The 14,459-nt window shown below is 66.3% G+C and carries 14 protein-coding genes; 13 read left to right on the top strand and 1 reads right to left on the bottom strand.

Annotated features, from left to right (window positions below):
* Positions 1 to 40 precede the first annotated feature (40 nt).
* Both ASE61_RS06905 and ASE61_RS06900 read left to right on the top strand, forming a co-directional pair.
* Positions 41 to 1,015, top strand: coding sequence for a quinone oxidoreductase family protein (locus ASE61_RS06905; RefSeq protein WP_061966108.1), 975 nt, complete (start codon positions 41 to 43; stop codon positions 1,013 to 1,015).
* Between the two features lie 28 nt (positions 1,016 to 1,043).
* Entirely contained in the window at positions 1,044 to 1,289 is a 246-nt protein-coding gene (locus tag ASE61_RS06900; protein ID WP_061966106.1) for a hypothetical protein, read from the top strand.
* A 69-nt stretch (positions 1,290 to 1,358) separates the two neighbouring features.
* Here ASE61_RS06900 and ASE61_RS06895 read toward each other — a convergent pair whose 3' ends face one another.
* Positions 1,359 to 1,832 carry an Lrp/AsnC family transcriptional regulator gene (locus ASE61_RS06895; protein WP_061966104.1) on the bottom strand — a complete coding sequence of 158 codons (474 nt, stop codon included), beginning with the start codon at positions 1,830 to 1,832 and terminating at the stop codon, positions 1,359 to 1,361.
* 60 nt (positions 1,833 to 1,892) lie between these two features.
* Here ASE61_RS06895 and ASE61_RS06890 point away from each other — a divergent pair, with 60 nt between their 5' ends.
* The 11 genes from ASE61_RS06890 (at position 1,893) to ASE61_RS06840 (ending at position 13,960) form a co-directional block, all read left to right on the top strand.
* The gene (locus tag ASE61_RS06890; RefSeq protein ID WP_061966272.1) at positions 1,893 to 3,347 is read left to right on the top strand and encodes a PLP-dependent aminotransferase family protein; all 1,455 of its coding nucleotides are present in this window, start codon (positions 1,893 to 1,895) and stop codon (positions 3,345 to 3,347) included.
* A gap of 127 nt (positions 3,348 to 3,474) precedes the next feature.
* The gene (gene eutB / locus ASE61_RS06885) at positions 3,475 to 4,503 is read left to right on the top strand and encodes a hydroxyectoine utilization dehydratase EutB (protein ID WP_061966102.1); all 1,029 of its coding nucleotides are present in this window, start codon (positions 3,475 to 3,477) and stop codon (positions 4,501 to 4,503) included.
* Entirely contained in the window at positions 4,500 to 5,513 is a 1,014-nt protein-coding gene (gene eutC, locus ASE61_RS06880) for an ectoine utilization protein EutC (RefSeq protein ID WP_061966100.1), read from the top strand. Before eutB ends, eutC begins: the two co-directional genes overlap by 4 nt.
* A complete protein-coding gene (gene doeA, locus ASE61_RS06875; protein ID WP_061966098.1) occupies positions 5,510 to 6,688 on the top strand; it encodes an ectoine hydrolase DoeA in 1,179 nt (392 codons plus the stop codon). Before eutC ends, doeA begins: the two co-directional genes overlap by 4 nt.
* A gap of 4 nt (positions 6,689 to 6,692) precedes the next feature.
* On the top strand, positions 6,693 to 7,706 hold the full coding sequence (doeB, locus tag ASE61_RS06870) for a N(2)-acetyl-L-2,4-diaminobutanoate deacetylase DoeB (protein WP_061966096.1): 1,014 nt from the start codon (positions 6,693 to 6,695) through the stop codon (positions 7,704 to 7,706).
* A 106-nt stretch (positions 7,707 to 7,812) separates the two neighbouring features.
* Positions 7,813 to 8,664, top strand: a complete 852-nt coding sequence (ehuB, locus tag ASE61_RS06865; protein ID WP_061966094.1) for an ectoine/hydroxyectoine ABC transporter substrate-binding protein EhuB — start codon at positions 7,813 to 7,815, stop codon at positions 8,662 to 8,664.
* 80 nt (positions 8,665 to 8,744) lie between these two features.
* Positions 8,745 to 9,410 carry an ectoine/hydroxyectoine ABC transporter permease subunit EhuC gene (ehuC, locus tag ASE61_RS06860; protein ID WP_061966092.1) on the top strand — a complete coding sequence of 222 codons (666 nt, stop codon included), beginning with the start codon at positions 8,745 to 8,747 and terminating at the stop codon, positions 9,408 to 9,410.
* A gap of 10 nt (positions 9,411 to 9,420) precedes the next feature.
* Positions 9,421 to 10,113: an ectoine/hydroxyectoine ABC transporter permease subunit EhuD gene (ehuD, locus tag ASE61_RS06855; protein ID WP_061966090.1), complete on the top strand. Its 693-nt coding sequence runs from the start codon at positions 9,421 to 9,423 to the stop codon at positions 10,111 to 10,113.
* Complete coding sequence (gene ehuA, locus ASE61_RS06850) at positions 10,110 to 10,889, top strand: ectoine/hydroxyectoine ABC transporter ATP-binding protein EhuA (RefSeq protein ID WP_061966088.1); 780 nt, start codon at positions 10,110 to 10,112, stop codon at positions 10,887 to 10,889. Before ehuD ends, ehuA begins: the two co-directional genes overlap by 4 nt.
* Positions 10,890 to 11,015: 126 nt before the next feature.
* Positions 11,016 to 12,533 (top strand): NAD-dependent succinate-semialdehyde dehydrogenase, encoded by a 1,518-nt coding sequence (locus ASE61_RS06845; protein WP_061966271.1) that lies wholly within the window; start codon positions 11,016 to 11,018, stop codon positions 12,531 to 12,533.
* 35 nt (positions 12,534 to 12,568) lie between these two features.
* A complete protein-coding gene (locus ASE61_RS06840) occupies positions 12,569 to 13,960 on the top strand; it encodes an aspartate aminotransferase family protein (protein WP_061966086.1) in 1,392 nt (463 codons plus the stop codon).
* The last annotated feature ends 499 nt before the right edge of the window (positions 13,961 to 14,459 follow it).

Genomic DNA, 14,459 nt, shown 5'->3' with positions numbered 1-14,459 from the left:
GGCACATGCACTTTGATCGAGCCCTCACCGGAACTTCACGATGACGCCGGCAATCATCCTCAGAAGCCATGGAGGGCCGGACCAGCTGAAGCTGGAGCAGGTCGATCTGCCGGACCCCGGCCCTGGCGAATTGCGGATCAGACAGAGCGCCATAGGCGTCAATTTTCACGACGTGTATGTTCGCTCGGGTCTGTATCGCACGCTCGCGCTACCCGGCATTCCGGGCATCGAGGCCAGCGGCATCGTCGAAAAAACCGGCTCAGGGGTCCGGGGTTTTCGTCCAGGCGACAGGATTTGCTATGTCACGGGCAGTTACGGAGCTTATGCCGCGCATCGAAACCTGCCCGAGAACCTTGCGCTCAAGCTGCCTGACACCATCGATGATGAGATCGCTGCCGCGACGATCCTGAAGGGGCTGACCGCCTGCATGTTGCTTCGCAGGGAGTATGCGGTCGGTCCGGGGGATCATATTCTCGTGCATGCTGCTGCCGGGGGCGTTGGCCAGCTGCTTTGCCGCTGGGCCGATCACCTTGGTGCCGTCGTCATCGGAACGGTCGGAGATCCGCGCAAGGAAGCGGTCGCGCGTGCGGCGGGGGCTGCGCATGTGTTCTCGAGCTCCGATCAGGAGCTGGTCGGCAAGGTGATGGACATCACCAAGGGCGAGGGCGTCGCCGTGGCCTACGACTCGGTCGGGCGCGACAGTTTCCAGTCCTCGCTGTCCGCGCTGTCGTATTTCGGGAAGCTGGTGAATTTCGGGCAGAGTTCCGGCCCGGTGCCGCCGTTCGAGGTTTCGCAACTCGCCGCGCGCTCGAATTCACTATCCCGGCCGATCATCTTTCATCACCTGCGCAACCCATCCGCGTTGAGGGAGATGGCGGCCGAAGTCTTTGCGCTGATCGGCGAAGGCATTCTCAAGGCGGATATCGGCTTGCGCCTCCCACTGGCGGAAGCCGCCGAGGCGCATGCCAGGCTGGAGGGTCGGCGCACGGTCGGCTCCACCATCCTGTTGCCGTAGGTCCCGTCGCACCGTGCCTGGATTTTCATTGAACCGCGTCGTCATCAACGTCGTGACGTCGGATCTCGGAGATTCCGTAAGCCGCGTGCTCGCGGACGTTCAGCGCTTCGGCTGGGCGTTGAACGAGATTGCGGCTTCCGCTTCGTCGGCAGACACTGCCGAGTTCAAGCTGGCTGTGTCGGCCCCTTCGGATATCCAGCTGGCTCATATCGAAGACCGCCTGGCGCGGCATCCAACGGTCGCGGCCGTGCAGGCGCGATGGGCTTCCGGCTGAACAGTCCTGGGCTTTTTTGGACGCTCTCACCCACAAGCCGGGATTTGTGCCTGTTTTTTATTGCGCGGCTCAAGGCTGATCTCTCGGGATCGCGTGCAGTTCGGCCAGGGGGACGCTCTTGGTCACGACATATGTGTAATAGCGCTCGATGCCGATCGCCGGCTCGAGCAGCCGGTCGATCAGGCGCTGATAGGCGTCGATATCAGGCGTGACCACCCGCATGATGTAGTCGATACCGCCGCCGGTCGCGTCGCAGGCGACGATGGCCGGTTCCCTCGCCACGGCCTCCTCGAAGCGGCGGAAATCCGCCTGCTGATGGCTCTTCAGGCTGATCTCGACGATCACCGTGGTGCGCGGGGCATCGGGCTTCAGGTCGACGATCGCGGAATAGCCCTTGATCACGCCGGCTTCCTCCATCCGGCGCAGCCGTTCCCAGCAGGCAGCCGGCGACAACGCCACCGTTTCGGCGAGCTTGAGCTTGGTCATGCGGCCGTCGCGCTGCAGGGCCGCAACGATCTTGAGATCGATGGGATCGAGCTTCATCTTCTGGGACCGCGGGTGCATAATGTCATGAATGCCTCTTTATAAGAACGAGACAATATGATGTTCCGTCAAGCCGAACGGCCTTCCGGCAACAGGCTTTCTCCCATCGTCGAGAAGGCCGTCGAATGGCGCCCGGTCCTGACGAAGCAGAAGGGCGCGACCAAGCATGCTGCGCTGACCGAGCGCATCATCGCCGATATCGACGCCGGCATCCTGAAGCCGATGGACCGGATGCCGACGCATCGCGACCTCGCCCATGAACTCGGCATCTCCGTCCAGACCGTCAGCCTCAGCTACAAGGAGGCCGAGCGCCTCGGCTATCTCAGCGGCGAGGTCGGGCGCGGAACCTTCGTCAAGAGCCGCGTCACCGAACAGGCGGGCCGGCTGATGCTCGACCGCAGCCCCACCGAGGTCGTCGACCTCTCGATCGTACGCGGGGTCTATCTCGATGCCCATGAGCTGGCCTCGCGCCAGGCGCTGTCAGCCTTGGCCGAGGGCGACAGCAGCGCCTTCATGCGGCCGTGCCGGCCGATCGCCGGTCTCGACCACCATCGTGAAGCGGCGCGTCTCTGGCTCGGGCCGCTCGGCGTCGAGACCTCGGTCGAGCGCATCCTGATCACCAATGGCGCCGCCCATGCGCTCTTCCTCGCGCTCGCCTGTGTGGTCCGTGCCGGCGACCTGGTGCTGACCGAGAACCTGACCGATCACGGTGTCATCGGCCTCGCCAACGTCCTCGGCTTCAGCCTCAAGGGCCTGCCGACCGACGAGGAAGGCATCCGCCCCGATGCGTTCGAGGCGGCGTGCCGCGCTGGCGGTGTGCGGGCGCTCGTGCTCATCCCGACGCTCAACAATCCGACCAGCCATGTTGCCGGCCCCGAGCGACGCCGTGCCATCGCTGAAATCGCGCAGCGCCATGGCGTCTTCGTCGTCGAGGACGAGGTCTACAAGCCGCTGATCGCCGAGCCGCTGCCGTCGATCACCGCGATGTTGCCGGATCTCGGCTTCTTCCTCACCAGCTTTACCAAGACGGTGCTGACCGGACTGCGCGTCGGCTACCTGGTCGTGCCGCCTCAATACTCGATCCGCGCCGCCTCGATCCTGCGCGTGACCAGCTGGAGCGGCACCTATCTGCCGGCTGAGATCGCGACGCGCTGGGTCCAGGACGGTACCGCGCAAAGGCTGCTCACCGTCCAGCGCGAGGAGGCGACGGCACGCCAGCGCATCGTCGCGGAGACGCTTGGAAGCCATGTCGCCTCGAGCCATCCGCTCTCGCTCTGCTCCTGGCTCAAGGTTCCCGCGCACTGGACCGAGGACAGCCTGGTGCGCTCGCTCGCCGATCGGCGCATCGCCGTGACGCCGTCCGATCCCTTCGTGGCCGGGGCAGGCCATGGCGGCGGCATCCGCATCTGCCTGGGAGGGCGGATGAGCCATGAGCTGCTGGCCCGGACGTTGACGACGGTTCGCCAGACCTTCGAGCAGCTGCCACCCGTTTTCGATATCGGCGCGATCGGCTGAAAGCAGCGAGCGGGCCGCTTTGTCCATGTCATTGCCGCCTGCGGAGCAGGTCCGGCGTAATTGAATCATGACAATATAATAATTGACATGAAATTCTCTCCCTCGCAGCATGACAAGCGAGGGAGACATGCCGGTGACAAAACCGCGTCTTTTCACTGCCGAGGCGGATCGACCGGCCACGCCGCCGGCCGCTGTCGCGCTGCCCGAGGTCGAAGACGCCATGGCGCGGATCGCTGGCCGGGTCGAGCGCACACCGCTTGTAACTTCGCCTTCCCTCAGTCGTCTCTGCGGCCAGCCCGTCCATCTCAAGCTCGAAACCCGCCAGCCGATCGGCGCCTTCAAGCTGCGCGGTGCGATGAATGCAGTGCTGGCGCTGACCGAAGACCAGCGCCAGCGCGGGCTGGTGACCGCGTCGACCGGCAATCATGGCCGCGCCGTCGCCTATACCGCCCGCGAACTTGGCCTTGCCGCCACGATCTGCATGTCGGCGCTCGTGCCCGCGAACAAGATCGAGGCGATCCGCTCGCTGGGCGCCGAAATCCGTATCGTCGGCCGCTCGCAGGACGATGCGCAGGCCGAGGTCGAGCGGCTGGTCGCCGAGCACGGGCTCACCCAGATCCCGCCCTTCGACCATCCTGACGTCGTCGCCGGGCAGGGCACGATTGGGCTCGAACTGATCGAGGACCTGCCGGAGCTCGCCTGCGTGCTGATCCCGCTCTCGGGCGGCGGGCTGGCGGCTGGCATCGCCGTCGCGGTCAAGGCGTTGCAGCCTTCCGTCAGGATCGTCGGCATCTCGATGGTGCGTGGCGCCGCGATGGCTACGGCGATTGCGGCCGGCCGGCCCGTCCCGGTCGTCGAAGAGGCAACGCTGGCGGATTCGCTCGGGGGCGGCATCGGCCTGTCCAACCGCGTCACCTTCGCCTTGTGCCGTGACCTCATCGACGAGGTCGTGCTGCTGAGCGAGGCCGAGATCGCCGCCGGCATCCGCCATGCCGCTCTCGTGGAGGGCGAGATCGTCGAGGGCGCGGGCGCGGTCGGCATCGCCGCTTTGCTCGCCGACAAGGTCAAACCGCAGGGGCCGACGGCGCTCATCGTCTCCGGCCGCAACATCGACGAGGCCGTGCATCGGCGCATCGTCTCCGGAGCCGCCGCATGAGCCGTATGCTCGTCCTCACCGAAGCGGAGCTGCGCCGCATTGTCGGGCTCGATCCGAGCACCGTCGACTGTGTCGAGGCGGCCTTCGCGGCGCTCGCGACCAAGCCCGTCGCGATGCCGCCGATCCTGCGGCTCGACATTCCCGAGCACCGCGGCGAGGTCGATGTGAAGACGGCCTATGTGCCGGGCCTCGACGGCTTCGCGATCAAGGTCAGCCCCGGCTTCTTCGACAACCCGAGCCTCGGCCTGCCCAGCCTCAACGGGCTGATGATCCTGTTCAGCGCCCGCACCGGGCTGGTCGAGGCGCTCCTTCTGGACAATGGCTATCTCACCGATGTCAGGACGGCTGCGGCCGGAGCCGTTGCGGCGCGCCATCTCGCCCGGCCGGACGCCGCGGTCGCAGCCATCTTCGGTGCCGGAATGCAGGCGAGACTCCAACTCCAAGCTTTGGCGCTGGTGCGGCCGATCCGCGAGGCCCGGATCTGGGCGCGCGATCCGCAGAAGGCGTACGAGGCCGCGGCCGGGCTCTCCCGGAAGCTCGGCTTTGCCGTCACCGCCATCGCCGATCCGCAGGCCGCCGTTAAAGGCGCCGATGTCATCGTCACCACGACGCCGGCCGAACGGCCGATCCTGATGGTGGACTGGCTCGAGCCCGGCCAGCACATCACCGCGATGGGCTCCGACAGCGAGCACAAGAACGAGATCGACCCCGCCGTTCTCGCCCGCGCCACCTATGTCGCCGACCGACTCGACCAGACCCGGCGGCTCGGCGAGCTTGCCCATGCGATCCGCGCCGGTTCCGCCAGCGTCGACCAGGCTTTTGCCGAGCTCGGCGAGATCATCGCCGGCCAACGCCCCGGCCGGACACGCACCGACGAAATCACCCTGGCGGACCTGACCGGCACCGGCGTGCAGGACACTGCGATCGCCAATCTCGCCGCCCTTCGTGCCCGCACTGCCGGTGCCGGGCAGATCATCGACACCAAAGCCGAAGCGGGAGACGCCGCGTGACCGTGACCCTGAACTTCACCCGCGAGGAATACGCCGAGCGCCTCGCCAAGACCCGCGCCGCCATGGAGCGCGCCGGGGTCGAGCTGATGGTCGTTACCGACCCCTCCAACATGCATTGGCTCTCCGGCTATGACGGCTGGTCGTTCTACGTCCATCAATGCGTGCTGGTGCCGCCGACGGGCGAGCCGATCTGGTATGGCCGCAAGCAGGATGCGAACGGCGCCAAGCGCACCGCCTATATCGGCCATGACAGCATCATCGGCTATCCCGACCACTATGTGCAGTCGACCGAGCGCCACCCGATGGACCTGCTCGCGCAGATCATCGCCGAGCGTGGCTGGGGCAGGCTCCGGGTCGCGGTCGAGATGGACAATTACTACTTCTCGGCAGCGGCCTTCGCCTCGCTGCAGAAGCACTTGCCGAACGCCCGCTTCAAGGATGCCGGCGGGCTGGTGAACTGGCAGCGTGCGGTCAAGAGCGCGACCGAGCTCGACTACATGCGCAAGGCCGGCCGCATCGTTGAGCTGATGCACCAGCGTATCGTCGAGGTCGTCGAACCCGGCATGCGCAAATGCGATCTCGTTGCCGAGATCTACGATGCAGGCATTCGCGGCACGGCCGAATTCGGCGGCGACTATCCGGCGATCGTGCCGCTGCTGCCCTCGGGCGCCGACGCCTCCGCCCCGCATCTGACCTGGGACGACAAGCCGATGCGCTTGGGGGAGGGCACCTTCTTCGAGATCGCAGGCGCCTACAAACGTTACCACTGCCCGCTCTCGCGCACCGTCTTCCTGGGCAAGCCCACGCAGGCCTTTCTCGACGCCGAGAAGGCGACGCTCGAAGGCATGGAAGCCGGCCTCGCCGCGGCAAAGCCCGGCAATACCTGCGAGGACATCGCCAACGCCTTCTTCGCCGTGCTGAAGCGTTACGGGATCATCAAGGACAACCGCACCGGCTATCCGATCGGCCTGTCTTATCCTCCGGATTGGGGCGAGCGCACCATGAGCCTGAGGCCCGGCGACCGGACCGAGCTCAAACCCGGCATGACCTTTCATTTCATGACGGGCCTCTGGCTCGAGGATATGGGCCTCGAGATCACCGAGAGCATCGCGATCACTGAGACCGGCGTCGAATGCCTGTCGAACGTGCCGCGCCAGCTCTTCGTCAAGGATTGATGCGATGTTGACCGCTTCGCCCCGCCCCTCGCCGGTGACGCCGACGATCGACCTCTCGGCGCGAGGCGTCCAGCACGGCCACTTGCGCCTGCCCTATAGCCGCGACGACAGCGCCTGGGGCTCGGTGATGATCCCGATCTGCGTCGTCGCGAACGGGGAGGGGCCAACCGCGCTGCTGACCGGCGCGAACCACGGTGACGAATATGAGGGGCCGGCAGCGCTGTTCGAGCTGGCACGCTCGCTCGACCCAGCCGAGGTCTCGGGCCGGGTGATTATCCTGCCGGCGTTGAACTACCCGGCCTTCCGCGCGGGCACGCGGACCTCGCCGATCGACAAGGGCAATATGAATCGCAGCTTTCCGGGTCGCCCGGATGGCAATGTCACCGAGAAGATCGCGGACTACGTCACGCGCCATCTCGTGCCGCTCGCCGATATCGTCCTCGACTTCCACTCTGGCGGAAAGACGCTCGACTTCCTGCCTTATGCTGCCGCGCACGAGCTGCCGGACAAGGCGCAGGAGGCGCGCTGCTTTGCGGCGGTCGCGGCCTTCTCCGCGCCCTACTCGATGAAGATGCTGGAGATCGACGCCGTCGGCATGCTCGACACCACCGTCGAGGAGATGGGCAAGGTCTTCGTCACGACCGAGCTCGGCGGCGCCGGGACGGCGAGCGCGACGAGCATCGGCGTCGCACGGCGCGGCGCGGGCAACCTGCTCAGGCACGCTGGCATCCTTGCCGGAACGCCCGAGACGGCGCCGACCCGCTGGCTCGACATGCCTTCGGCGGATTGCTTCTCCTTCGCTCAGGACGACGGTTTGATCGTCTTTGAGCGCGACCTCGGCGAACCCGTGCGCGCCGGCGAAACGATCGCCCGGGTCTATCCCGTCGGAAAGACCGGGCTCGCCCCGGCCGAGTACTGCGCTGCCATGGACGGCGTGCTCGCCGCCCGCCACGTCCCCGGGCTGATCAAGGCCGGCGACTGCCTCTCGGTGCTCGCCGTGTTGACGGAGGCGCCCTGACTCATTCGGCCGGGCGACCGGTCCAAGCCAATCCGCCGGCGCGAAGACGCCAGCCAAGCCGAAGCAATCGGCACGCGGAGAAACATCAACCAGAGGAGAATTGCACATGCCGTTTCTGAAAATCGCGGGTCTCTCCGCCATTGCTCTCGCCACCGGCCTTGCCGCCGCCGGCGCCACCACGCTCAAGGACGTCAAGGACCAGGGCTATATCCGCGTCGCGACCGCCAACGAGGTGCCCTATTCCTACATGAAGGATGACGGCACTTCCGCCGGCATCGGCCCGGACGTCGCCAATGCCGTGTTGAAGAAGCTCGGCATCGCCGAGGCCAACTGGTCGGTCACGCCGTTCGGCACGCTGATCCCCGGCCTCAAGGCCAAGCGCTTCGACTTCGTCGCGGCCGAGCAGAACATCTCGCCCGAGCGCTGCAAGCAGGTCTCCTTCACCGAACCGAACTCGTCCTATGGCGAGGGCCTGCTGGTGAAGAAGGGCAACCCGAAGAAGCTGACGACCTATGCCGACCTCGCCAAGGATCCCTCGCTGAAGGTCGCGGTCGTCTCCGGCGCCAACAATATCGACTTCCTGCGCGCCGTCGGCGTCAAGGACAGCCAGGTGATCTTCATCACGGCCAATGCCGACGCGCTCGCCACCGTCCAGAGCCGCGCCGACGCCTATGCTGCGACCGAGCTCACTGTCGCCTCGCTCGCCAAGGGCCAGGCCAATGTCGAGCAGGTCGCGCCCTTCACCGACCCGGTGGTGAACGGCAAGCCTGTCCGCAATTTCGGCGGCTTCGCCTTCCGGCCAGAAGACAAGGAGCTGCGCGACGCCTTCAACGCCGCGCTGGTCGAGTTCCGCAAGACCGACGACTACAAGAAGATCCTGGGCACCTACGGACTGTCGGAAGCCAGCATCAAGGCGGCGGCGGATCGCAAGGTCGCGGACCTCTGCGCCGGCAAGTGAGGCGTTAGCCGACATCATTCCGCCCGCCCGATGGCGGGCGGAACTCCACGCCTGTTCAACGTCGTCGCGGAGCCTGCCGGATGGAATGGTTGTCCTATCTGCCTGCATTGTCGCGCGGGGCCCTGATCACTGCCGGGATCACCGTGTCGGCGATCGCGATCGGCGCGGTCGCGGCCTTCGCGGCCGGGATTGCCCGCGTCGAGGGCGGGCGCGTGCTGTCGATGGTCGCGCTCTGCTACACCGAGCTCTTCCGCGGGACGTCGCTGCTCGTCCAGCTGTTCTGGTTCTATTACGCCCTGCCGCTGGTCGGAATCAGCTTCGAGCCGGTCGCCACCGGCATCCTGGTGCTCTCGCTCCATGTCGGTGCCTACGGCTCCGAGATCGTTCGCGGTGCGCTGCAATCGGTCTCCGTCCAGCAGCACGAGGCGGCGCGGGCGCTGAATTTCGGCCGGACCCAGACGCTGATCCACATCACGTTGCCGCAGGCCCTGGTCGAGATGATGCCGGCCTTCGGGAACCTCGCCATCGAGACGCTGAAGCTGTCCTCGCTGGTCTCGCTGATCTCGATCGCCGACCTGACCTTCCGGGCGCAGTCGATCCGCAACCTCACCCTCGACAGTGCCGGCATCTACAGCCTGACGCTTGTCGGCTATTTCGCGATGTCGCTGGTGCTGATGCTGCTCATGCGGCTGATCGAGCGGCTCGTCCGACGTGGTGCGGCCTTCCCGCGCGCGGCGCATTCGTGAGGAGCCGCGCATGATGTACGGCTTCGAATGGGATACGACGACGCCGCTGACCTACGCGTCCTCGATCCTGCCGATCATCCTCATCGGTCTCACCGTGACATTGCAAGCCGCTGCCGCCGGCTTTGCGATCGCGCTGGTGCTCGGCCTCGTCTTCGCGCTGCTGCGCCGCAGCCGGTTCACGTCCGTGTCCTGGACGACGGCTGTCGTCGTCGAGTTCCTGCGCGATACACCCCTGCTGGTGCAGCTCTTCTTCCTCTACTACGTGCTCCCGGACTACGGGATAACACTGCCGGCTTTCCTGACCGGGGCGATCGCGCTCGGGCTGCAATATTCGGCCTACACCTCCGAGGTCTATCGCGGCGGCATCGAGGCGGTGCCGCGCGGGCAGTGGGAGGCGGCGACCGCGCTGAACCTCTCCCGGATGCAGACCTATCGCGACATCGTCGTGCCGCAGATCGTTCCGCGTATCCTGCCGGCGATGGGTAACTACCTCGTCGCCATGATCAAGGAGACGCCGGTGCTCTCCGTCGTCACGGTGCTCGAGATGATGGGGCTCGCCAACATGATCGGCGAGCGCACCTTCGAATATCTGGTACCGCTGACGCTGGTCGGTCTGATCTTCCTCCTCCTCACGCTGATCTGCTCGGCCGGCCTGCACCGGCTGCAGAAGGCGCTGCCGAAAGCAGGGATCCCGCTGCGATGACCGAGAACACACAGGCGCCCATCATCGAGTTCGCCGGCGTGACCAAGCGCTTCGGCGCGCTGACCGTGCTCGACGATTTCAACTTCAGCGTCGCCCGCGGCGAGAAGGTCACGCTGATCGGCCCGTCGGGCTCGGGCAAGTCGACGGTGCTGCGCATCCTGATGACGCTGGAGCCGTTCCAGGAGGGCCGGCTGACGCTCGCCGGCATGCCCTATCACGAGCCGAATTCCGGCGGACCGTTCAAGGCTTCGGACGGGCATCTGCGCCAGATCCGCAGCCATGTCGGCATGGTCTTCCAGAGCTTCAACCTGTTCCCGCACATGACCGTGCTGCGCAATGTCGTCGAGGCACCGCTGCGCGTGCTCGGCCTGCCGCGAGGCGAGGCCGAATGCCGGGCCGTCGACCTACTCGCCATGGTCGGCCTCGCCGACAAGAAGGACCATTACCCGGCTCAGCTCTCCGGCGGCCAGCAGCAGCGCGTCGCCATCGCGCGGGCGCTCGCCATGCGCCCGCGCGTGCTGCTCTTCGACGAGCCGACCTCGGCGCTCGATCCGCAGCTCGTCGGCGAGGTGCTCTCGGTCATCCGCGGCCTTGCCAGCGAGCACGACCTCACCATGCTGCTCGTCACCCACGAGATGCGCTTCGCCCGCGAGGTCTCCGACCGGGTGTGTTTCTTCGACAAAGGCCGGATCTGCGAGCAGGGCGAGCCGGAACGCATTTTCAGTGCGCCGGAGCAGCCGCGTACCCGCGAATTCCTGGCCTCGGTGCTGGGCTGAAGTCGCGCCGACAATCTATCGGCGCCGCCGTCAACTTCCGAGACTGTCTCGGCGTGTAGCCGGCACTTCGAAGACAGTCTCGCCACTCTTCCGCCTAGCCTCGTCATCAATCGAGGGAGGATGGTCATGAACGCCATGACGAGCACGGCAAGACGAGAAACCGCGATCGCCAAGCCGGTTGGGCATCCCGGCCTGTCCGGTCTCGCTGATCGCCGCCTGCTGCGGCAGCTATCCTATATCGGCGGGCGCTGGACGGCGGCGCGAGACGGCGAGACTTTCCCCGTGACCGATCCCGCGACCGGCGCCCTTGTCGCGCAGGTCGCAGCGCTCGGCGCCGTTGAGGCGACGCAGGCGATCGATGCCGCGCAGGCGGCTTTCCCAGCCTGGAAAGGGCTGCTGCCGCAGGAGCGCGCCGCGCTGCTGCGCCGCTGGCATGCCGCGATGCTGGCGACGGCCGAGGACCTTGCCCTGCTGATGACGCTGGAACAGGGCAAGCCGCTGGCGGAATCGCGCGGCGAGATCGCCTACGCCGCCGATTTCATCGCCTACTACGCCGAGGAAGCGCTGCGGGTGAACGCCGAGGGCGTGACCAGCCATCTGCCGGGCGCGCAGATGTCGCTGTCGCGTGAGCCGGTCGGCGTCGCAGCTCTGCTCACGCCCTGGAACTTCCCCTCCGCCATGCTGACGCGCAAAGCCGCGGCTGCGCTCGCTGCCGGCTGCACCGTGGTCGCCCACCCTTCGTCGCATACGCCGCTCTCGGCGCTGGCGCTGGCCGAGCTCGCCGACCGTGTCGGATTTCCGGCCGGGGTCTTCAACATCGTGACCGGCGAGGCCGCGCCGATCGCCGAGACCTATTGCGCTGACACAAGGGTGCGTGCCGTCAGCTTCACCGGCTCGACCGAGATCGGACGGATCGTCGCTCGCAACGCCGCTGCGACCGTCAAGCGCGTGGTGATGGAACTCGGCGGCCATGCTCCGCTGATCGTCTTCGACGACGCCGACCTCGACCGTGCCGTCGCGATCGCCATCGACGCCAAGTTCGCGACCTCGGGCCAGGATTGCCTCGCCGCCAACCGGATCTATGTGCAGCGCGGCCTCTACGAGCACTTCTGCACCGCCTTCGCCGCAAAGGTCGCGGCGCTGCGCGTCGGCGCCGGCCTAGAGGATGGCGTCGAGATCGGGCCGCTGATGCACGCAGCCGCCAAGCGCAAGGCGGAAGCCCAGATCGTCGATGCGCTGGCGCACGGCGCAAGGCGATTGACGCCGGAGCGCATCATGCCGGGCCCACTCTTCCTGGCGCCGACGGTGCTCGCCGATGTGCCGGACGAGGCATTGATCATGCGCGAGGAAACCTTCGCGCCGGTCGCCGGCATTGCTCCCTTCGATGGCGAGAACGAGGTGATCGCCCGCGCCAACGACACCGAATACGGCCTCGTCGCCTATGTCGTGACCCGCGACGGTGCGCGAGCTGCGCGCCTCGCCAGGGCGCTCGACTACGGCATGGTCGCGGTCAACCGCGTCAAGATCACCGGCGCGCCGATCCCCTTCGGCGGGATGAAGCAATCCGGCCTCGGCCGCGAAGGCTCGCGCCACGGCCTCGAGGCCTTCACCGACCTCAAATATGTCTGCTTCGATCTGAACTGAGGCGTCGTTTCCCGCTTTCGCGAAGGATTATCGTCATGCTCGACCAACCCGCCCGCACCGACAACGAACTGGACGCCTGGGACCGCGACCACTTCTTTCATCCCTCGACGCATATGGGCCAGCATGCCCGTGGCGAGACGCCGAACCGCATCATCGCCGGTGGCGAGGGCGTCTACATCGTCGATCGCGAGGGCAAGCGGAGCCTCGATGCGTTCGCCGGGCTCTATTGCGTCAATGTCGGCTATGGCCGCAAATCGATCACCGACGCGATCGCCGAGCAGGCGGCGAAGCTGCCCTATTACCACGCCTATGTCGGCCATGGCTCGGAACCCTCGATCCGGCTCGCCAAGATGGTGGTCGAACGCGCGCCCAAGGGCATGAGCCGGGTCTTCTTCGGCCTCTCGGGCTCGGACGCCAACGAGACCAACCTCAAGCTGGTCTGGTACTACAACAACGTGCTGAAGCGGCCGGAGAAGAAGAAGATCATCTCGCGCTGGCGCGGCTATCACGGCTCGGGCGTGATGACCGGCAGCCTCACCGGGCTTGCAGCCTTCCACAACCTCTTCGACCTGCCCAAGGCGCCGGTCCTGCACACCGAGGCGCCGTACTACTACCGCCGCGAGGATCGCAGCATGAGCGAGGAGCAGTTCTCGCAGCATTGCGCCGACAAGCTGGAGGAGCTGATCCAGGCCGAGGGACCTGAGACGATCGCCGCCTTCATCGGCGAGCCGGTGCTCGGCACCGGCGGCATCGTGCCGCCGCCCGCCGGCTACTGGGCGAAGATCCAGGCGGTGCTCAAGAAGCACGATATCCTGCTGATCGCGGACGAGGTCGTCACCGGCTTCGGGCGTCTCGGCAGCATGTTCGGCTCCGACCATTACGGCATCGAGCCCGATCTCATCACCATCGCGAAAGGGTTGACCTCGGCCTATGCGCCGCTCTCGGGCGTCATCGTCTCGGAGAAGATGTGGCGCGCGCTGGAACAGGGCTCGGACGAATACGGCCCGATCGGCCATGGCTGGACCTATTCCTCGCATCCGCTCTGCGCGGCCGCCGGCGTCGCCAATCTCGAGCTGGTCGATGAGCTCGACCTCGTGCGCAATGCCGGCGAGGTCGGTGCCTATTTCAACGCGGCGCTGAAGGAGGCCGTCGGCAGCCACGCCCACGTCGGGGAGGTTCGCGGCGAGGGCCTGCTGGCGGCGGTCGAGTTCGTCCGCGACCGGGATGATCGCGTCTTCTTCGACGCCTCGCAGAAGGTCGGTCCACGCATCGCCGCCGCTTTGCTGGAGCAAGGCGTCATCGCCCGCGCCATGCCGCAGGGCGACATCCTCGGCTTCGCACCGCCGCTCTGCCTGACGAAGCAGGAGGCCGATCAGGTTGTCGATGCAACGCAGCGAGCCGTGGAAGCGGTGGTCAAAGCGCTGTAGCGCTACGCGCAAAACCTGACCTGGATGCCGTAACGGGCCGGTGCTTGGCGATCGGCCATGTCGGGTGGCCGTCTCTCGGAATGATGGAGGCCGAACGATCTCCGATCGTTCGGCCTCAAGTATCATGAGAGGAACAGCTACTGGAGGACGATGCCAGAAGCGATGTCTCGCTCAAAAGGAGCAGCGCGTGCATCGTCGATGGTATCAAGATCGTCGGCGCGCTGGATTGGACTTGAGACTGCTCCGCCCCAGCTTTCGATCACGTCGGTAGCGAAAGCTTCGGTCGACCAAGCGCGAAAACATCACCCCGGCGACACGTCGTTATCGACCGCCTCGAGGTCGATAACGGTGTCGTTCGCGTATTGGTGATGAAGTGTTTCCGGAAGGGGCCGCCGCCGGGTGACCTGAGCCCCTGATCTTCCTCCAGATTTGAGTAGAGTCCGTCACTCACGGAGACGGACGATGCGGCGCTCACGATTCACGGAAGAGCAGATTATTG

This window comes from Allobosea sp. Root670 (genome assembly GCF_001429415.1).
Taxonomy (GTDB): domain Bacteria; phylum Pseudomonadota; class Alphaproteobacteria; order Rhizobiales; family Beijerinckiaceae; genus Allobosea; species Allobosea robiniae.
The sequence above is the reverse complement of the archived record's forward strand: the minus strand, read 5'-3'. Positions and strand labels throughout refer to the sequence as shown.

Excerpts from the sequence above, each read along its gene's own strand:
- ASE61_RS06905 (WP_061966108.1), top strand. The coding sequence starts at position 41 with ATGACGCCGGCAATCATCCTCAGAAGCCATGGAGGGCCGGACCAGCTG.
- ASE61_RS06895 (WP_061966104.1), bottom strand. The coding sequence starts at position 1,832 with ATGAAGCTCGATCCCATCGATCTCAAGATCGTTGCGGCCCTGCAGCGC.
- ASE61_RS06890 (WP_061966272.1), top strand. The coding sequence starts at position 1,893 with ATGTTCCGTCAAGCCGAACGGCCTTCCGGCAACAGGCTTTCTCCCATC.
- eutB (WP_061966102.1), top strand. The coding sequence starts at position 3,475 with ATGCCGGTGACAAAACCGCGTCTTTTCACTGCCGAGGCGGATCGACCG.
- eutC (WP_061966100.1), top strand. The coding sequence starts at position 4,500 with ATGAGCCGTATGCTCGTCCTCACCGAAGCGGAGCTGCGCCGCATTGTC.
- doeB (WP_061966096.1), top strand. The coding sequence starts at position 6,693 with ATGTTGACCGCTTCGCCCCGCCCCTCGCCGGTGACGCCGACGATCGAC.
- ehuB (WP_061966094.1), top strand. The coding sequence starts at position 7,813 with ATGCCGTTTCTGAAAATCGCGGGTCTCTCCGCCATTGCTCTCGCCACC.
- ehuC (WP_061966092.1), top strand. The coding sequence starts at position 8,745 with ATGGAATGGTTGTCCTATCTGCCTGCATTGTCGCGCGGGGCCCTGATC.
- ehuD (WP_061966090.1), top strand. The coding sequence starts at position 9,421 with ATGATGTACGGCTTCGAATGGGATACGACGACGCCGCTGACCTACGCG.
- ehuA (WP_061966088.1), top strand. The coding sequence starts at position 10,110 with ATGACCGAGAACACACAGGCGCCCATCATCGAGTTCGCCGGCGTGACC.
- ASE61_RS06845 (WP_061966271.1), top strand. The coding sequence starts at position 11,016 with ATGAACGCCATGACGAGCACGGCAAGACGAGAAACCGCGATCGCCAAG.
- ASE61_RS06840 (WP_061966086.1), top strand. The coding sequence starts at position 12,569 with ATGCTCGACCAACCCGCCCGCACCGACAACGAACTGGACGCCTGGGAC.